We start from the raw sequence: 19,033 nt of genomic DNA, 5'->3' as shown, positions 1-19,033 counted from the left end.
CGATTCCTCCGCCACGGCTGGCGCCTACTGCCCGGCTCATCGCCGCTGCAATGTTTTGCTCCCGTGCGAGGCGCACAGCCGGGGCGGTCATTGTGTATGAATGTCCGGATCTGGCTAGTCGGTTCAGCCCAAGTGGAGTAAATTGCAGACATGAACACTCCTTGCAGCAGCGCTCATTTACCCACCGAATGGCAGCAGGCACGCCTCTCCCGCGATGCCCGCTTTGACGGCGTGTTTTACATCGGCGTCTTAACCACGGGAATTTTCTGCCGCCCCATTTGCCCCGCTCGCCTGCCCAAAGAAGACAACGTGCGTTATTTGCGCAGCCCGGCCGAGGCCACACAACAAGGCTTTCGGCCCTGTCGGCGCTGCCGTCCGGAATACTCCCCCACGGCGGCACAGCAATGGCCGGATGAGCGCCTGGACGCCGCCCTGCAAGCGATCGAAAACGGCTTTCTCGATCACTATGACGTTCCGAGCCTGGCCCGGACGGTAGACCTTAGCGACCGCCAGCTGCGCCGTTTGTTTCAACACAACCTCGGCATCACGCCCGCCCATGCCGGTGAGACCCGGCGCCTGCTGCTGGCCAAACAATTGCTGTGCGAGTCCAACCTGCCCATTACCGAGGTGGCACTGGCCGCCGGATTTAACAGCGTGCGGCGCTTTAACAGCAAAATACAATCGTTCTATCAGCAGACCCCGACCGACATCCGCAAGGCCAGACGGCATGCGCTCACCCCGATGGAGAACACGTGGGTGGTGGACCTTCCGCACTCGCCCCACTACCCCTGGCAACAAGTGTTCCGCTTTTATCAGCAGCGCGCCATTGAACACCTGGAGCGTGCCGGTGACGATTTTTTTCAGCGGGTGATCGTCCTGGACCAACAGCCACTGTTGTTATCCTGCGAAAAGCTCCCGCATCGCGCCGCGCTGCGACTGACCGTCACCGGAGCCCGGCCGGCACAACTGAGCCGCCTTATCGCCCTGGCTCGCAAAGCGCTGGACCTGAACAGCAACCACCTGGCGATAGCAGAGCATTTAAGCCACAGCCGCTGGCTCGCCTCCCGGCGAACAATAAGCGGTCCGATCGCGCTGCCCGGTGCCTGGGATGCGTTTGAATATCTGATTCGCGCGATTGTGGGGCAACAGGTTTCCGTCAAGGCGGCAAGAACCCTCACCCGCCGGCTGTTGGAGCGCTGTGGCGAAAAGGTCACCTTCGGCGAGCAGAGCTGGTATCTGTTTCCCACCGCAGGCGTGTTGGCGAGCGCAGACCTGAGCAACATGGGCATGCCGCGCAGTCGCATCGACACCCTGCAAAACGTCGCCCGCGCACAGCTGAATGGCGATATCGAGCTGAACATCACGCACAGCGGCTTGCACCCCGCAGATGCGCTTGCCGCGCTGCGGCACGCGTTGCTGGCGATCAAAGGGATTGGTCCCTGGACGGCGGATTATTTACTCATGCGCGGCTTTTATCAGCCGGACATCTGGCTGGATACGGACCTCGGCATCATCCATGCGCTGAAGCAGCGCGACCCACAACTGAACAAGCAGAGCCTGAGAACGATTGCGGATGATTGCGCCCCGTGGCGCTCCTACGCGGTGCTTGGGTTGTGGCAATCACTGTCAGGAGAGCAGTAACATGGCGACCATCAAGGCTGAAAGCCGGCGCATGTGTTTCGATACGTTCACCACACCGGTGGGCACCCTGATTGTGGTGCAGGATGAGCAGGGGCTGCGGTATATCGATTTTCAGGACGGCCCGAACCCGTTAACCCCCATGGACAGCTGGCAGCGGGATACGCACTTTTGTCAGGCGGCGCGGGAGCAACTGCTGGCGTACTTTGCCAGCGAGCTGCTGCGCTTTGAGTTGCCACTGGCGCCCATCGGTACGGCATTTCAGCAGCGCGTGTGGCGGGTGCTGGCGCAAGTGCCTTACGGCACCACCATGACCTATGGCGAGATGGCACAGCAATTAAACCAGCCCTCGGCGTCACGTGCGGTGGGCATGGCCAACGGCCGCAACCCGCTGGCCATCGTCTTGCCCTGCCACCGGGTGGTGGGCGCCAACCGCACCCTCACCGGCTACCGTGGCGGCCTGCCGATCAAAACGTGTTTATTGAAGCTGGAAGGCCTCGCCATTGACGAACCAAAAGGCCTCGTCATTGACGAGCAAGCCCGCATCAGTCCCTGAAAACGCGGTCACCTTGGCGCTGTAGAACCCACTAGCCCCATACATGCTGAACGATATCATCGCGTCATTGCAAGGCGCAGTGCACTGCTCGGGCTGGGGTGTCGTTACTCTTGAGTGCGGCTGCGCTCCGCCGGCACGAACAATTGCGTCAACATATACTCTTTGAATGCGGGGGCGTAAGGCTGTTCGGCCAGCGCTTTTTCCATACACAGTAACCACGCATCCCGCTCTGCCACACCGATGGACAGGTGCGAGTGGGCACGGGGAATCGCAATTGGGCCGTACTTTTCACGGTACAGCTTGGGCCCACCCAACCAGCCACTGAGAAAGCGCGCCAGTTTTTCTTTAGATTCCGTCAGGTCATCCCGATGCATGGCGCGAATGGTTTGCGCTTGCGGCAGAGTCTCCATATAAAAATAAAAACGCTCGGCCAGCTGTTGCAAGCCCTCGTATTGCCCGGCCGCCCGATAGGACGCATCGCCGTCACCGTATTGTCGCTGCTCTGTCATGGCCCCTCTCACTGTCAAATTCGGCTGCAATCAGCAGCGCCGGCATTCTACCCCTGGCCGCGCTCCGGAGTACAGATTGGAGCCACTGACAGGGTCGATGAATCGCGCTAATGAACAGGCCCAACCTATGCACGGTGAAGGAAGCCCCATTTAACCCCAACGGTTGCCTTCGGTATTCTGGTTCTCACACCAGACAAAGGAGGCATTATGTAAACGCTCTTTAGAACCCTTAACCGAGCCATAAACGACACAGCCCCGCTGTGCGCGGGTATAAATACTCGGCACAGATGAACCCATCACTCAGATCTGCGTGGCTACCGGGCAGGTATAAAACTTCCACTCCCTCTGGTTCGTGTCCAGCGCATCATACAACCGTTGCGCTGGCTCATTGTCCGGGGCGGTTACCCATTGCAACCGGGCGGCACCGCACTCTGCCGCGTATTCACGACAACGTTCGATCAACTGTCGCCCCACCCCTTGCCCTCGACAGTCCGCAAGTGTGAACAGGTCATTCATCACCGCGACCTTAGCGGCGATGGTGGAATTGAAGGTCAAATAGACGGTCGCAAAGCCAACCACCTTGCCGGATGATCGGTACGCAAACTGACACCCTGCCGGATTGGAGACACCAAACTGGGCGAAAAAAGCGGCATTGCGCGCATCCGTGATCTCGGTTACGCCATAAAACGCCTGATACTGCCGGATCAACGGCAGCACTTCGTGTAAATTTTCAGAGGAAACGGGTTCAATCATGTCACGCCCTTTTGGGCCTCCTTAACGGGGAACGGCTGTCCTTACATAGCAGGACAGCCTTTAAACTGTAGGGCTGCCCCAAATGTGTACTCGTATAGCGAGAAACTAGAAACTAGAAACTAGAAACTAGAAAAGATAACTCAGGTTTTACCACATCGACAAGGTTCCCCACCTTGCCCTCATTTGGTTGACACTGTCAACCACAACCCCTATAGTTGACACCATCAACTAAATGGGCTTTAAACACATGTCCTCATCGTCACTCAGTGAAACCTTACATCAGCTCACTCACGCCTATAAAAAGCAGTTGCGTGAGACCATCAAAGCGCACCGGATTGCCCTGCCGGTAACCCACATACGGGCTTTAAAAGGTATCTGCCGCAACCCGGAATGCACGGCCCAATCCATCGCCCAGCGGATGCAGCGCGACAAGGCACAGATCACCCGGGTCGTGAACGAACTGCTTCAGGCCCAGCTGATCATCAAGATCGACAACCCCAATGACCGGCGCAGCCAGTTATTGCGACCCACGCCCGAGGGCGAAAAAATCATGGCGCAGATCAACACCATTGAGCAGCAAACCGCCGAGCACATGACCCGACAGCTGCAGAGCGACGACCTCACGACCTTTATCCGCATCGCCAACACCATGTCTGACAGCGTCAACCGCTCTTAATGCAACGGACGAGCAGTCCTTTCAAGCAGGAAAAACACCTCATGGCCAGACCCACCCCCCGAGAACTGGAAGTGCTTCACTCCACTCACGTCACCCCCCATATGTTGCGCATTACGTTAGGTGGCAGCGCCCTGGCGGACTTTCCCGCCGGCCAGGAAAGTGCCTACATCAAACTGATGTTCCCCCAACCTGGAGAGGAGCGTCCGCTGGTCCGAACCTACACCGTGCGCCAGCAAGGGCCGGACAGCATCGATGTGGATTTTGCCCTGCACGATGCCTTTTCTCCGCAAACCCAAGGCCCCGCCTCCAGCTGGGCCGCCAACGCCCAACCCGGCGACCGCATTTTGGTGGGCGGCCCAGGACCCAGGAAACTGGTGAACCCGGAGGGCGACTGGTTCCTGATCGCGGGCGATATGACGGCCCTGCCCGCCATCAGCGTCAACCTGGCCTTACTGCCCGCCGATGCCCGCGGTTACGCCGTCATTGAAGTGGTCGATGCCGCAGACATCCAGCCGTTGGCGCACCCGGAAAACCTGGAACTGGTTTGGGTGGTGAACCCGCAGGCCAACGCCGGCGTCCACCCACTGCTCGACAGCATTAAAGCGCTGCGCTGGCTGGACGGTAACCCCGCCGTCTGGGCCGCGTGTGAATTCAACAGCATGCGCGCGATGCGCAAGTACTTTAAGCAACAACGGCAGATTCCGAAAAGCCACCTCTACATCTCCAGTTACTGGAAAATCGGCAGCAGTGAGAGCCAGCACAAGGTGGCCAAGAAACAAGATGAACAACAGGAACAATAGGAACAACAGGATTCGCAGCCTTAAGCCCACGCCAAGCCACCGCTTTTTACCGGACCGCCTTGCCGCTCTTTTCAGCCGGGTATCATTCTTGCCGGGGTAACGTAATAATGGGGGCTCATAAAAACGCCCAACATGGAAGAGGCCCCACCTGTGCTGAACCCCCTGACGACTTTCGCTTTAATCGGTGTCGCTGGCTTGGCCTGTCAATGGCTGGCCTGGCGAGTGCGCCTGCCCGCCATCCTGTTTTTGCTGATTTCCGGCATTACCCTGGGACCGGTGCTGGGCATGGTGCAGCCCGACGAATTATTTGGCGACCTGCTGTTTCCGTTTATTTCGCTGTCCGTCGCCATCATTTTGTTTGAAGGCAGCCTGACACTGCAATTGCGTCAATTGCAGGATATTGGTCCTGTCGTGCGCAACATGGTGTCTTACGGCGCGCTGATTAACGCCACCCTGACCACCGTCGCCGTGCATTACCTGGTCGGCATCAGCTGGCCGCTGGCGGCGCTGTTCGGCGCCATCATGGTGGTCACGGGACCCACGGTGATTGTGCCCCTGTTGCGCACTGTGAAACCCAATGCCCGCATCACCAACACGTTGCGCTGGGAGGGCATTGTCATCGACCCGCTGGGCGCGCTGTTTGCCGTACTGGTGTTTGAGTGGATCAGCGCACAACAGGGCCATGGCTCCTGGGTAGAGGCCACCGTCATCTTTGCAGAAACCATTGTGGTGGGCAGTCTGGTGGGGGCGGTGGCCGGGTATCTGTTCGGGTTGCTGCTGCGTCACCGCTGGCTGCCCGAGTATCTGCAGAACTTTGCCACGCTGGCGGTCGTCGCCGGGGTCTTTGCCCTGGCTGAAAACCTGCGCCACGAATCCGGCCTGCTGACGGTCACGGTGATGGGCATCTGGCTGGCCAATATGCGCGACGTGCACACCGAAGACATTCTCGATTTTAAAGAAAACCTGACCCTGTTGCTGGTCTCCAGTTTGTTTATTGTGCTGGCTGCCCGGATTGATTTCGCCGACGTGAAATTACTGGGCTGGGGCAGTTTGGGCGTACTGGCCGTCATGCAACTGCTGAGTCGGCCGATCAAGGTCTTTTTCAGCAGTCTGGGCTCGGTCTTTACCTTCAAGGAAAAGCTACTGCTCGCCTGGGTCGGGCCGCGCGGCATTGTGGCCGCCGCCGTGACCGCGCTGTTCGCCCTCAAGCTCGAGCAAATGGGTTACGAAGAGGCTTATTTACTGGTGCCGCTGGCGTTTACCGTCATCATGGGCACGGTGGTGATCCAAAGCATGACCGCCCGCCCCCTGGCTCTGGCCCTGGGCGTGGCCGAACCCGACGCCCGCGGTTACCTCATCATGGGCGCCAATCCCGTGGCCCGGGCAATTGCGGTGGCGTTGCGTTCGGCGGACTATCGGGTGCTGCTGTCCGACACCTATTGGGACAATATCGCCAGCGCCCGCATGCAGGATTTGCCGACGTTTTACGGCACCCTGCTGTCGGATCATGCCGACAAACACCTCGACCTGGTGGGTATTGGCGGCTTTCTCGGACTGTCTCATCACGCCGAGCGCAACCATCTCGGCGTCATGAAGTACCGCAATGAATTCCCTCAACAGAAGGTGCTGAGCCTGGCCAGCAGCCAGGACCATGCCCCCAACGGCAAGCGCAAGATCAGCGACAAGCACCGCGGTCAGACCCTGTTTGGCGAAGACATCACCTTCAGCAAGCTCGCCAGTTTAATTGCCAAGGGCGCCAAAATTAAAAGCACGACCCTGACCGACAGTTTCCATTTCGCAGACTGGCAGCAACACCACCACAACGCCAACAGCATTCCGCTGTTTGTCATCGACCCCAAGGGCAGCCTGTTTTGGTTCACCGCCCAGGCCGAATTAGCCCCCCAGAGTCAGTGGCAACTGTTCAGCCTGGTGCCCAGTGCGAGTGAGAGCAAGAATGTCAGTGACAGTACGCAGGCAGTTTCCAGCGATTCCCACTTGCCAAATAAGGATGACGCGTCAAAAAAGCACAACCTGCCAACCGACGATGATCGGCGAGGCGAAAAACGCGATTAGCAGATGGCGTCATCGCTGACGGGAGTTTCATTTGACCGGTGCTCTGCGCCTTCTCGTGCCAGCTTGACGCCGCCCTGACTGCGCCTTATCCGCTTAAAACACTCCCGGCCTGACGGCCATAGTTTGCAAGGCCGCCGTCCCCTGCAAGGCCACCTGCGCATTTCTGTCTATACTTACCCTCGTTCAACGGCATGTCACGAGCATGCTTATCGACGGACCATCGATGACCTTGATGCAGAGCCCGTTTACCTTGCCGCAATCACTTAAAGGAAGACCTCATGCCCTTACGACAGCTGCCCCTCAGACAATTCGCCCTCCTGCTGATCTTCGGGCTTTGTGCGGCTCTTGCCTCGGCGCAATCAAACAGACAGGACCCACTTCCCTCCTGGAACGAGGGCACGGTAAAGTCCACCATCATCAAGTTTGTCCAACAGGTCAGTACCGAGGGGTCACCCTACTTTGTGCCCGCCGCGGAGCGCATTGCCACCTTCGACAACGACGGCACACTTTGGGCCGAACAGCCGCTCTACTTTCAGGCCATCTTTGCCATTGACCAAGTCAATGAGAAGGCGGCAGATCACCCGCAATGGCGTCAGGAAGAGCCGTTTAAAAGTGCCATCACCGGCGACATTGCCGGCATCATGGCCACCGGCATGGAAGGCCTGGGAAAAATCATAGCCGCAAGTCACGCAAACCTGACTGCCGACGAATTTCGGACCTCAGTCCGCCACTGGTTGGCCAGCGCCAGGCACCCTCAGACCGACACCTTATTCACCGATCTCATCTACCAACCGATGCTGGAATTGTTACAGTACCTGCGCGCCCATGACTTTAAAACCTTCATTGTCTCCGGCGGGGGCATCGACTTTATCCGCGTGTTTTCTGAAGACACTTACGGCATCCCTCCCGAACAGGTGATTGGCACCACATCAGAGGCCAAATACGAAGTGATCAATGGCATCCCAACCATTGTGAAGACCCCTAACATCATCCTCGTCGATGACAAAGACGGTAAGCCCGTGGGTATTTATCGCCACATTGGCCGCCGGCCTATCTTTGCCGCAGGCAATTCCGACGGCGACAAACAAATGCTGGAGTACACCACCCTGCCACACGGCAGCGACGATCAAACACCCCGTTTGGGTCTCATCATTCACCACACGGATGCCAAGCGGGAGTGGGCCTACGATCGCCAGTCTGACATCGGCAAGCTGGACAAAGCCCTGGACGAGTCCCGCCAACACAACTGGGCCGTGGTGAACATGAAAAAGGATTGGCGCCAGGTTTTTCCGAAAGCACGCTGACCCAAAAATGTGGCGCCCCTGAAATGACCTCGTCGCGATGGCATCAGATGAGCGCCGTTTAAAGACACCCGTGAGGGCCGTACAAAGCCCTCGCCGACAAACCGGGCGCGGTTAACGCCCCCCTAACCACGCTTTCACCGCAGCCGTCTCCGGTATAGACCCGGCATGCACCAGCGTGCCATCAACCACGACCGCCGGCGTACGCATGACACCAAATTGCATCATCACTTGCGGGCTGGCTTCTTTCTCCACCTGTACGGGGATACCGCAACTGCTCGCCACGGACTCGATCAGTGCGGCGGTCTTAACGCATTTACTGCAACCACTGCCCAACACTTTTACTTGTATCATCATGACCTCCTTAAAACAGATAGATCACATTCAACGCCCAGCCCACCAGCGTGAACGCCAATAACAGCATCAGAAAAATAATCGCCAGCAATTTCCACTGCATAACTTGTTTCAGCAGAATAAATTCGGGAAAACTGGCGGCCACGGTACTCATGCAAAAGGCCATGGTGGTACCGAGGGGCAAACCTTTCAACAACAGGCTTTCCATCACCGGGATCACCCCGGTGGCATTGGAATACAGCGGTACCCCCACCAACACCGCCATCGGTACCGACCACCATTGACCACTGCCCAGATACTGTTCAAACCAGGCCTCGGGGACAAAGCCGTGTAAGGCAGCGCCCAGGCCCACGCCAATAAACACCCACTTCCAAACCCGACTCAGAATGTCCATGAGCTCCTGCCTCGCAAACGCGTGCCGTTGCTGTAAAGACAGCGCGGCAGGCGTCCCGCGTTGAGGATCCATGCGCCCGGCGTTTTGATAGGCTTTGTAAGCAAACGGTTGCAACAAGCGTTCAGCGTGAAGCAAATCGAGAATCAAGCCACACACTATGCCCACCACGAGCCCCACCGCGACGTACAGTACGGTTACCTTCCAGCCCACCAGACTGAACAGCAACAACACCGCCACTTCATTAATGAGCGGCGAGGTCAGCAGAAATGCCATGGTGATGCCCACGGGAATGCCGGCAGAAGTAAAGCCCAGAAACACGGGAATGCTGGAACACGAGCAAAAGGGCGTTATGGCCCCGAACAGGGACCCAGACACATAGCCAACGAATTTGTGCCGGTTGGCAAGGAAGTCCCGAACCTTCTCAACATTCAGCGATGCCCGCAATAACGCAATCGAGTAGATCATGACCACCAACAGAAAAAAGATCTTGGTCGTATCTTCCACAAAAAAATGCAGAGATTGCCCCAACCGGGATTCAGCAGAAAGCCCGGCCAGGGTATACACCAGCAAACTCGCCAGGTCGGTAAATATCGATAACATGCTGTCTCTTCCTAGGTGCAGCCCATGACGCTTAACCCGATCAATAGTGACACATTCACGCCGCGGACCTTTTGATTTATCTCATCAAAAACGGACCTGTCATGCGCATCAAAAAAGCCGTTATCAGGAGTGAGCCCAATCGGTCAGATAGACGACCGACACATAGCGCAAGGCTTTGCCGAACCCCACCAAAAGGATAAACAGCCACAACCGCACTTTCATGACGCCGGCGATCAGCGTCAGAGCGTCGCCGCCGATCGGCATCCAGGCGAGCAGCAAAGACCAGAAGCCAAAACGCTGATACCACGCCTGCGCTGTTTCAATTTGTTTGCGGGAAAAATAAAACCAGCGCCGATCCTGGAATTTCAACAGGTACAGACCGAGGAACCAGTTGACCACAGCCCCGAGAGTATTGCCGAGAGTGGCCACCACGACCAGCACGATCGGATCACCACCTTCGCGCAACAAGGCATACAAAAACACCTCTGAATAAAACGGCAATACGGTGGCCGCGAGGAATGAGGCCCCAAATAAAATCAAATACGACATCAGAAAGTGTTCAGCCTTATGAAGGTTTCATCATTCCGTGGTTGACAACTTAGCCTGTTAAACTCGTAACGTTTAAGCATCGCCGTTCTTGCACGACATCACTTTTCACATCACAGCATTGAAGATCATCATTGTTCATCGTCCGCTGTGTTCGGGGACAACAACCAGCGAAACAACGCCAGCTGACTGGGCAGATAAAACAAATATTCGGGGTGCCACTGCACGCCAATAACCCGTCGCTCCGAGGTACTCTCTATCGCCTGGACAATCGCATCCCGGTCCAGTCCGACCTCCTGCAATCCGTCACCGGCCTGTTTGACCGCCTGGTGGTGCAAACTGTTCACCCTCAGTTTGGTATGCTTACAGATGCGAGCCACCAGTGAATGACTTTTCAGGTAGACCCGTTTGGTGGGCAATAGCCCCGGATGATTGTGGGTGTGGACACGAATGGAGCGTATATCCTGATGCAGCGTCCCCCCCATGACGACATTGATTAGCTGGGCCCCGCGGCAAATTCCCAGCAGCGGCAGACCGTCGGCAAGTGCCTGCTGTATCCAACGCATTTCCAGCTTATCCCGGGCTGGATCCACTTTGATTTTGGCATTGATATCACCGCCATAATGTTCCGGCCCAATATCATTCCCGCCGCTGATGATGAGGGCATGCAACGGTTTGCCACTGGGAGGGTGGCGCACCGTAATACGCTCAGGCACAGCCCCCACCAGCCTCAACGCCAGCGCTGCACACCACCAACTCGGCGCCCAGCGCCGGCTGTTGCCGGTTACACCAACTCGTGGTCTTGAAGCCATTGATCCATAAACTCAACCCAGTCACTTCGACTTACATCGAGCAGCGGGCGTTCACTGTTTAAAAAATGTGTAGCCAGTTTTTTCAGATCTTGTGGGCGGCTGGCCAGCTTTTCCACCACCAGCCAGCTACTCCAGGGCACCTGCAATGACCAGTCAGTTTGCTCAATATGACAATCGGGCAGGCGATAATGAAACGCCGGGCGGGCTTTAATGCGGGGATCGTCCACGGCCCGCCTGACACGCTGCTCGTCAATTTCAGCGAGTAAGGGAAGCAAGTCCAGCGCCCGGTTGCGGCTGGGGTTATGTTGCAGGTAGGCGTCAAAAATCTGATCCATGGTCACCTCCGTCTGCAACAAGACCTGCTTAAGGTACGCCTCGGGATACAAATTGATGTACGGGCTGATACGACGTGCCACATCCACTTTATGCGTGTCCACTAACCACCATTGCAACAGGGCATAGGCCTGGATGTACGTCTGCAAGGTTGCGGCATCAAGGGCGGGAATCTCCGTGTTGATGTGCACACCGTAGGCTGATATCAAGGACTCCTCGGTACCCATAGCACCCGCCTCTTTTAGCGCGTTGACCATCGGAGAGAGTTCGACCAGGCGGGACACCGCTATCGGCGGACAAACCACTTCAATAGGCACCACCAGCTCGGCGGCCTGCTTCAACAGTTCGAGCCAATCCTGCCCCAGCTCAGTGACGGGGGGCTCAGCTGCCATGTGTTTGAGGTAGGCCCAGTCAATTTCCAAATTAAACGTGCCCAGCCCCTCCACCTTCAGTTCGACTTCGGCTTCCGTCTGGGCAGTGACCTCGCCCCCCAGCACAGCTCGCACGCAATCAACCGTTTGCGCCAAATCGATCCCCGAAAACTCCAGCTCGAAGCCAACACGTCTGGGCTTTCCGCCCTCAGTATTCTGCCGGGGCGGCATTTCAAAGGCCGTTGCATTGAAGTTGTTCATGAATGTCTCTTATCTTGTTCCAGATGAGTGGATGATCGTTGCACAGAATCTGGCAGCATTTTGTCGCGACAGTGTTAACAGCTTCTCACTTGATGGCTTTCTGACATCCGTTGACCGGCTCAACATGGCATTGTCAGAAAACAGCGTCAAGCCGGTGAGGCTGGAAATCCCCGGCAGCAGCACTCAACCGGGCCATCACGGCACGGAGGTTCGCATTGAACGACGCACGGTTTCAACCCGGCTGTGCGCCAAAGACAGATTGCCAGACAGAGGCGATCTGCTGATCGAACAAGTAGAAAACGATCTCGAGCCCTTGATACTTTTCAGCATGACACACTTTGCAGGCAATGTCGGCGGCCTCCTTTAGCGGATAACCATAGACTCCACAGGATATGGCCGGAAACGCGATCGTGGAACAATCGTGCTCCAGCGCCAGGTCCAGGCTGTGGCGATAACAGGACGCCAGCAGCGCTTCAGGGTGGCGGTGATAATGGTACTGTGGACCCACCGTATGAATGACAAACTTTGCTTTCAGCTGCCCCGCCGGGGTTATCCTGGCTTGCCCGGTGGGACAGCGAACGCCGTCTACCGGCGTTACCTTTCGGCATGCCGCCAGCAACTCTGGCCCCGCGGCCCGGTGAATGGCACCATCAACACCACCACCGCCCAACATCTTTTCATTCGCCGCATTCACAATAACATCAACATCGGCGGTGGTGATATCGCCAACTTTTATCTCAATATTATTTCCGACTTTCATCTCAACATTATTCCCAACGTTCACCTCTAAATTAGTCTAGTCGCTCCCGCCCTGCACCGGGATTAACAAAGTGAACACCCGGCAACCCTATTGTCGGCGGGTCAGGGCGAGTGGCCGCTTTCCGGCCCTAGCTAACCCGCCTGCTTGATGTGAACATCGCGCTGGGGAAAGGGAATGGTAATGCCAGCCTGGTCAAACGCCAGTTTCAACCGCTCATGGGTGCCAAAATAAACGTCCCAGTAGTGGGCTGATTCACACCAGGGCCGCACCAGAATATTAATCGAACTGTCCGCATGGGCGCTGATAAAGACATCCGGTTTGGGGGTATCCAGAATCTTTTGATCCTTTGCCAACTCGGTGCGGATGATCTCTTTGGCCCGCAAAATATCATCTTCATAACTGATGCCAAACGTCATATCAACGCGTCGCAGCGGCTCACAAAAAATATTTTTAACGCACCCATTGGACAGAGTACCGTTGGGAATGATGATCTTCTGGTTATCCCGGGTAATCAGAATGGTGTTGAAGATTTGTATTTCCCGAACCACCCCCTGATACCCCTGAGCTTCAATTTCATCACCGGCCTTAAACGGCTTGAAGAACAGAATCAGCACACCACCGGCAAAGTTGGCCAAACTGCCTTGCAGTGCCAACCCGACGGCCAGACCGGCCGCGCCCAGCAGCGCAATCAAGGACGTTGTCTCCACCCCCACCATGGAGGCGAAGATAACCAACATAATGGCTTTTAAGAAGATCGACAGGATGCTGTGAAGAAAGCGCGCCAGCGTGGGCTCTACGTAAGCCTTGTCCATGGCTTTTTCCATAACGCTGATCAGGCGACCAATCAGCCACCAGCCTATGGCCAACACCATCGCAGCGGTCAGCAACTTCACCCCGTAGGTCATGAACAACTCCAAAAAGCTATTGATAAACTCATCGCTTTTTAGGTTTTCCATAATGTCACTCATGGCTTGTCTCCCTAATTTTTCTTTTTCTGCCGATGCTCTTACTGAGGTCCGGCTACGGCGAAAGGCTCACCTCAACACCAGTATGGCAGCCACTCAACGGCGCTGCCTGACCGCTTCAAACAAACACACACCCGTAGCCACCGACACGTTGAGGCTGCTGATCTCCCCGGCCATCGGAATATTGATCAGGCCATCGCAACACTCGCGCGTCAAGCGGCGCATGCCCGGCCCTTCGGCGCCCATCACCAGAGCCATAGGGCCTTTCAGATCCTGCTGATACACCGACTGCTCGGCTTCGCCGGCCGTGCCGATGATCCACACCCCCTTTTCCTGCAACTGGCGCAGGCAGCGAGCCAGATTGGTCACAGGAATGTAGGGCAGCACTTCCGCCGCGCCGCAGGACACCTTGCGAGCGGTGGGCGTCAGGCTGGCGGAATTGTCCTTGGGGGCAATGACCGCGTGCACACCGGCCGCTTCTGCAGTGCGCAGGCAAGCCCCCAGGTTGTGCGGATCGGTCACCCCATCCAGCACCAGCAGAAAAGCATCTTCTTTCAGCTCATCAAGCAGCCGGTAGAGAAATTTTTCATCGTGCAACTCACCCGGGAAACTCATGGCAACCACCCCTTGATGATTGCCGTCGACCAATTTATCCAGTTCTTTCCGGCTGGCCTGGCGCACCTTGATGTCAGCGGCTTGCGCGGCAGCCAGGAGTTTTTGTAAACGCTGGTCCTGACGGCCCTGCAACACCAGAATTTCATTCACACGGTGAGGCGCACTTTTGAGGAGAGCTTGTACGGCGTGCAAGCCATAAACGGTTTCTAACTTTGCCACGGTGGTTCTCGAACGTTGGATCCAGAGCCTGCAGAAAGACTGACCCGGATTCGTAAAAGGAAAAAAAACCACTTCAGGGAAGTGGTTTTCAGGTTCATCACAAGTGCTTGATCGTCAGTGCCAGCGCAGCGCGGTAATCTCCAGGGCCTGATGCCATTCTGGAGAGATTTCCGCGCCAGGCTGCAATGACGACACAGACCTGGTCAGCGCTTTTTAGCGCCCGGCTTTTGCGGTGCCGCCTTGGTGGACTTGGCCTTGCGCACCAAATTACCTTTACTGGGCTTCGCCGACTTTTTGGCCGGATTTTTGTTCGCAGTCGTCTTGGGGGACGAAGAGCCCGACGACTTATTGCGACCCGATCCGGTAGACGTTTTGCTGCCGGAGCGGGATTTCGCCGATGCACCGGCGTTTTTACCACGGCCACTGCCGGACCGACTCTTGCCCGACTTTGCCCTGCCTGATCCATCGTCACTTTGGGCCAGCTTGCGCATATTGCCCTTGGTGTCGACCGGACGGGGCGCATTTTTGCCGCCTTTGGCCGCTGGCTTTTTGCGCGAACTGGATTTAAACGCCACCATTTCCAGATCCACTTTGCGGTCATCGAGATTGACCGAGGCCACCTTCACCGACAGCTCATCCCCCAGGCGGAACACCTGCCGGGTACGCTCACCCACCAAACGGTGTTGGGCGGCTTCAAAGTGGTAATAGTCGTGCGGCAGATTGGTGATGTGCACCAGCCCTTCGACGTACAGGTCCTTCAATTCCACGAACAGGCCAAAGCCTGTGACCCCCACCACCACACCGTCAAACTCATCACCGACGTGATCTTGCAGGTATTCGCATTTCAACCAGCTGGTGACCTCTCGGGTGGCTTCATCCGCACGGCGTTCCGTTAACGAACTGCGCTCGCCCATGGCCAGCATGTCGGCCATTTTGTAGGGGTAAATTTTGGCTTTGGCGATGGGCTCAGCCCCCTCCACGCGCTTCACCTGCTTGGTGTCGACGTTGGAGCGAATGATGTGTCGCAACGCGCGGTGCACCAGCAGATCCGGATAGCGGCGAATCGGCGAGGTAAAGTGTGCATAGGCCGTGTACGCCAAGCCAAAGTGACCCTTGTTGTCCGGCTGGTACATGGCCTGACTCAGGCTGCGCAACATCACCGTTTGAATCAAGTTGGAATCGCTACGCCCCTCAACGGACTGCAACAAAGCCTGATAGTTTTCCGGCTTGGGTTCATCCTGACCGGGCATACTCAGCCCCAGCTCGCCCAGAAACTCGCGCAGGTTGGCCAGTTTTTCTTCCCGCGGCCCTTCGTGCACACGGTAGAGGCCGGGCAACTCATGCTTTTCCAGAAAACGGGCCGCACAAACGTTGGCGGCCAGCATGCATTCTTCAATTAACTTGTGAGCGTCGTTGCGCACCACCGGTACAATTTGATCGATTTTACGATTTTCATCGAACAGGATGCGGGTTTCGACCGTTTCAAAGTCAATGGCGCCACGAGCGGTTCTGGCTACCCGAAAGGTCTGGTACAAACGGTGCAAACTGAGAATTTCTTGCGTCACCGGCAACACCGGATGTCCTTTAGGCAATTCGCTTTTCTTACCCAGCCCCAGCTTGTTCAGTATCTTGCGGCCGACCCCGATTTTTTCAGGGGCCAGTATGGCCAGCGCTTCACCCACCTGGGTGTACGTCAATCGTGCATGCGAGTGGATCACCGCTTCGTAAAACTGATAGCCACTGACACGGCCGCTTTCCGCCACGGTCATTTCACAGACCATGGCCAGGCGATCCACATGGGGATTCAGCGAGCAGAGTCCGTTGGACAGCGCTTCGGGCAGCATCGGCACCACAAAGTCCGGGAAGTAGACCGAGGTCCCCCGCTCCTGAGCTTCGCGATCCAGGGGACTGCCAATTTTCACGTAGTGGGAGACATCCGCGATGGCAACGTACAGGCGCCAACCGCCGGATTTTTTCGTTTCGCAATAGACCGCGTCATCAAAATCGCGGGCGTCTTCGCCGTCGATGGTCACGAACGGCAGCTGGCGCAAATCGACACGATGGGCTTTGTCCGCTTCATCCACGTCAACGGGTAATTGCCGCGCCGCGGCCTGAACATCAGTGGGCCATAAATGCGGGATACCGTGGGAGCGAATCGCCACGTCGATCTCCATGCCTGGAGCCATATGGTCGCCCAGCACTTCCAGAATCCGGCCCGCGGGCGGGTTTTTGCGGCCCGGCTGCTGAGTCACTTCGACCACCACAAACTGACCGCGTTTGGCCTTGCCCACATCGTCCGGGGCAATCAGCAGATCGTGGGATAAGCGGGGGTTGTCCGGGCAGACAAAATGGATGCCGTTCTCACTGAAGAAACGCCCCACCACCTGGTGGGTATGATGCGCCAGCACTTCCACAATGCTGCCTTCACGACGGCCTTTGACATCCTGGCCGGTTTCACGCACCAGCACTTCGTCGCCATCAAAAATGCGTCGCATCTCTTTGTAGCTGAGGTAGAGGTCATCGCCCCCTTCTGCGGGAATCACAAAGCCAAAGCCATCTTTATGGCCCTGCACTCTGCCCCGGATCAGGTCAAGCTTGTTGATGACGCCATAACCCTGCTTGCGGTTGCTGAGCAGCTGTCCATCACGGGACATGGCAATCAGCCGGCGGCGCAGGGCCTCAATAGAGTCTTCGTCCACCAAACCCAACTCGTCACATAAAGCCTCATGGGTCATGGGGCCTTTGGCGTGTTCCAGGGTTTCGATGATGTATTCCCGGCTGGGGATGGGATTCTCGTACTTCTCGGCCTCTTTGGCCAGATTGGGGTCAACGGGTACCCCTTTTTGTTTACTCAAGTAGTATTTCCTGTAATAAATCGCTTAAATGCGGTAATTGCTCGTTGACTATACCGGAAAACCGCTGGTTGCGCCGGTATAATCGTCGCACACACCCAGTTTCCGGGGATTACAGCCAGTATAGACGCTGTATTCGCAATAATTTGTCGTCTAGTCAGTTCTCCGGCCAACAGTTTCAGCCCGGACTGCAGACTTGGACATCGCCAACCCCCTTTTGACACCCGCGCCCTCGTTTTTATTTCCCTCCGGGCCGGCCCGCCATCACCAGTGGCGACCCTAAAATGCCAGCCGTCCTAAAATGCTACACGCTTGACCGGCGGGAGCATAGACAACGTCAGGGCACCCTTCGAGAATAGCCTGACAATAAATCTCGTCCACAGACTTGATGGTTGAGCGTCCATAACCCGCCCCCAAAAGACATCCCTTATGACAGTGAAACCCTTTTATCTCGGCATGTCACTACTGACCGCACGGGCCGTGACGCGCGCTGTCATCCTCATCCATGAAGTCTTCAAAGAGTGTCTCAAAAACGGGCATACGACACCTACGTCAGCGCGCAATACCCAATTGATGCGGACTCGTTTTGGTAAGTTGCCGCACCGCCATTGCGCCTGCCAAAGCTTCTGACTACTCTAGGTCCTAGCACGCCGAATTTGACGCGGTGCGTAGCTCGATCAAGACCGCACCACTTTCAGGAGTCCCCTATGAGTGATCCCACCTACACGCCCCCTGCCGTCTGGACCTGGGACCAGGAAAACGGCGGTGCGTTTGCCCACATTAACCGCCCCGTGGCCGGAGCGACTCACGACAAGACACTGCCAAGGGGCAAACACCCGTTACAGCTCTATTCGCTGGGCACCCCCAATGGGGTGAAGGTCACGGTGTTACTGGAGGAATTGCTGGCGCTGGGCTTTGAGGGTGCAGAATATGACGCCCATTTGATCCAAATCGATGCCGGCGATCAGTTTGGCAGCGATTTTGTTGGCATCAATCCAAACTCTAAAATTCCGGCCCTGCTGGATTACAGCTGCAAACCGGCCATTCGGGTGTTTGAATCCGGTTCAATCCTGCTCTATCTGGCCGAGAAATTTAATGCTTTCCTGCCCACGGACCTGGCCAAGCGCACGGAATGCTTGTCCTGGCTATTCTGGCAGATGGGCAGTGGGCCCTTTGTCGGCGGGGGCTTCGGCCACTTCTATGCTTACGCGCCGGAAAAATACGAATACCCCATTAACCGCTACACCATGGAAGTTAAGCGCCAGCTTGACGTACTGGACCGCGATCTGGCCGAGAAGCCTTACCTGTCAGGCGAGGACTACACCATTGCCGACATCGCCTGCTGGCCCTGGTACGGCGCGCTGGTGAAAAACCGGGCTTATGACGCCGGTGAATTTCTGTCCGTACAGACCTATAAAAATGTCATCCGCTGGGCCGATGACATCGCCCGGCGCCCCGCCGTGAAACGCGGACGCATGGTGAACCGCACCTGGGGCGAACCCGAAACCCAACTGCACGAACGTCACGACGCCAGCGATTTTGACCTAAAAACCCAGGACAAAATCCTGGGCCAGGACGAATCGTAAGATACGCGAGTCAAAGCCCTGTGAACGCAGGGCTGCCAGACCCCACCTGGGGACGGTGA

18 protein-coding genes are annotated in these 19,033 nt (G+C 56.7%); 7 read left to right on the top strand and 11 right to left on the bottom strand.

The window, feature by feature from the left end:
* Positions 1 to 150 precede the first annotated feature (150 nt).
* Positions 151 to 1,641 (top strand): DNA-3-methyladenine glycosylase 2 family protein, encoded by a 1,491-nt coding sequence (locus G8770_RS12060; protein WP_167186800.1) that lies wholly within the window; start codon positions 151 to 153, stop codon positions 1,639 to 1,641.
* Between the two features lies 1 nt (position 1,642).
* Positions 1,643 to 2,194 (top strand): methylated-DNA--[protein]-cysteine S-methyltransferase, encoded by a 552-nt coding sequence (locus G8770_RS12055; RefSeq protein ID WP_243760460.1) that lies wholly within the window; start codon positions 1,643 to 1,645, stop codon positions 2,192 to 2,194.
* A 104-nt stretch (positions 2,195 to 2,298) separates the two neighbouring features.
* Here G8770_RS12055 and G8770_RS12050 read toward each other — a convergent pair whose 3' ends face one another.
* Together G8770_RS12050 and G8770_RS12045 are read right to left on the bottom strand one after the other, a co-directional pair.
* On the bottom strand, positions 2,299 to 2,703 hold the full coding sequence (locus tag G8770_RS12050) for a group II truncated hemoglobin (protein ID WP_167186797.1): 405 nt from the start codon (positions 2,701 to 2,703) through the stop codon (positions 2,299 to 2,301).
* Positions 2,704 to 3,003: 300 nt separating this feature from the next.
* Positions 3,004 to 3,456, bottom strand: coding sequence for a GNAT family N-acetyltransferase (locus tag G8770_RS12045; RefSeq protein WP_167186794.1), 453 nt, complete (start codon positions 3,454 to 3,456; stop codon positions 3,004 to 3,006).
* A gap of 247 nt (positions 3,457 to 3,703) precedes the next feature.
* On the opposite strand from G8770_RS12045, the gene G8770_RS12040 reads away from it, so the two are divergent.
* From G8770_RS12040 to G8770_RS12025, 4 genes are all read left to right on the top strand, one after another.
* Positions 3,704 to 4,132, top strand: coding sequence for a MarR family winged helix-turn-helix transcriptional regulator (locus G8770_RS12040; protein ID WP_167186792.1), 429 nt, complete (start codon positions 3,704 to 3,706; stop codon positions 4,130 to 4,132).
* A gap of 41 nt (positions 4,133 to 4,173) precedes the next feature.
* Positions 4,174 to 4,932, top strand: coding sequence for a siderophore-interacting protein (locus tag G8770_RS12035; RefSeq protein WP_167186789.1), 759 nt, complete (start codon positions 4,174 to 4,176; stop codon positions 4,930 to 4,932).
* Positions 4,933 to 5,082: 150 nt separating this feature from the next.
* Positions 5,083 to 7,005, top strand: coding sequence for a cation:proton antiporter (locus tag G8770_RS12030; RefSeq protein WP_341771141.1), 1,923 nt, complete (start codon positions 5,083 to 5,085; stop codon positions 7,003 to 7,005).
* A 278-nt stretch (positions 7,006 to 7,283) separates the two neighbouring features.
* On the top strand, positions 7,284 to 8,309 hold the full coding sequence (locus G8770_RS12025) for an HAD family hydrolase (protein ID WP_167186783.1): 1,026 nt from the start codon (positions 7,284 to 7,286) through the stop codon (positions 8,307 to 8,309).
* 111 nt (positions 8,310 to 8,420) lie between these two features.
* Here the strand turns inward: G8770_RS12025 and G8770_RS12020 are convergent, their stop codons facing one another.
* From G8770_RS12020 to rnr, 9 genes are all read right to left on the bottom strand, one after another.
* Positions 8,421 to 8,660: a thioredoxin family protein gene (locus G8770_RS12020; RefSeq protein ID WP_167186780.1), complete on the bottom strand. Its 240-nt coding sequence runs from the start codon at positions 8,658 to 8,660 to the stop codon at positions 8,421 to 8,423.
* A 10-nt stretch (positions 8,661 to 8,670) separates the two neighbouring features.
* Entirely contained in the window at positions 8,671 to 9,654 is a 984-nt protein-coding gene (locus tag G8770_RS12015; RefSeq protein ID WP_167186777.1) for a permease, read from the bottom strand.
* Positions 9,655 to 9,777: 123 nt separating this feature from the next.
* On the bottom strand, positions 9,778 to 10,203 hold the full coding sequence (locus G8770_RS12010) for a YqaA family protein (RefSeq protein WP_208022221.1): 426 nt from the start codon (positions 10,201 to 10,203) through the stop codon (positions 9,778 to 9,780).
* A 128-nt stretch (positions 10,204 to 10,331) separates the two neighbouring features.
* Complete coding sequence (locus G8770_RS12005) at positions 10,332 to 11,012, bottom strand: gamma-glutamyl-gamma-aminobutyrate hydrolase family protein (RefSeq protein ID WP_167186774.1); 681 nt, start codon at positions 11,010 to 11,012, stop codon at positions 10,332 to 10,334.
* Positions 10,985 to 11,977 carry an amidoligase family protein gene (locus G8770_RS12000; protein WP_167186772.1) on the bottom strand — a complete coding sequence of 331 codons (993 nt, stop codon included), beginning with the start codon at positions 11,975 to 11,977 and terminating at the stop codon, positions 10,985 to 10,987. The genes G8770_RS12005 and G8770_RS12000 overlap by 28 nt, the downstream gene beginning before the upstream one ends.
* A gap of 232 nt (positions 11,978 to 12,209) precedes the next feature.
* Positions 12,210 to 12,737 carry an O-acetyl-ADP-ribose deacetylase gene (locus tag G8770_RS11995; RefSeq protein ID WP_167186769.1) on the bottom strand — a complete coding sequence of 176 codons (528 nt, stop codon included), beginning with the start codon at positions 12,735 to 12,737 and terminating at the stop codon, positions 12,210 to 12,212.
* 131 nt (positions 12,738 to 12,868) lie between these two features.
* Complete coding sequence (locus tag G8770_RS11990; protein ID WP_243760459.1) at positions 12,869 to 13,705, bottom strand: mechanosensitive ion channel family protein; 837 nt, start codon at positions 13,703 to 13,705, stop codon at positions 12,869 to 12,871.
* A gap of 93 nt (positions 13,706 to 13,798) precedes the next feature.
* Positions 13,799 to 14,536 carry a 23S rRNA (guanosine(2251)-2'-O)-methyltransferase RlmB gene (rlmB, locus tag G8770_RS11985; RefSeq protein WP_167186766.1) on the bottom strand — a complete coding sequence of 246 codons (738 nt, stop codon included), beginning with the start codon at positions 14,534 to 14,536 and terminating at the stop codon, positions 13,799 to 13,801.
* A gap of 203 nt (positions 14,537 to 14,739) precedes the next feature.
* Positions 14,740 to 17,391: a ribonuclease R gene (gene rnr / locus G8770_RS11980; RefSeq protein WP_167186763.1), complete on the bottom strand. Its 2,652-nt coding sequence runs from the start codon at positions 17,389 to 17,391 to the stop codon at positions 14,740 to 14,742.
* A 704-nt stretch (positions 17,392 to 18,095) separates the two neighbouring features.
* Between rnr and yghU the strand changes: the two genes are divergently transcribed.
* The gene (gene yghU, locus G8770_RS11975) at positions 18,096 to 18,974 is read left to right on the top strand and encodes a glutathione-dependent disulfide-bond oxidoreductase (RefSeq protein ID WP_167186760.1); all 879 of its coding nucleotides are present in this window, start codon (positions 18,096 to 18,098) and stop codon (positions 18,972 to 18,974) included.
* Positions 18,975 to 19,033 lie beyond the last annotated feature (59 nt).

Origin of the sequence: Pseudomaricurvus hydrocarbonicus (assembly GCF_011602365.1) — a bacterium.
Lineage (GTDB): Bacteria > Pseudomonadota > Gammaproteobacteria > Pseudomonadales > Cellvibrionaceae > Pseudomaricurvus > Pseudomaricurvus hydrocarbonicus.
This window is presented reverse-complemented; position numbering and strand designations above follow the sequence as displayed.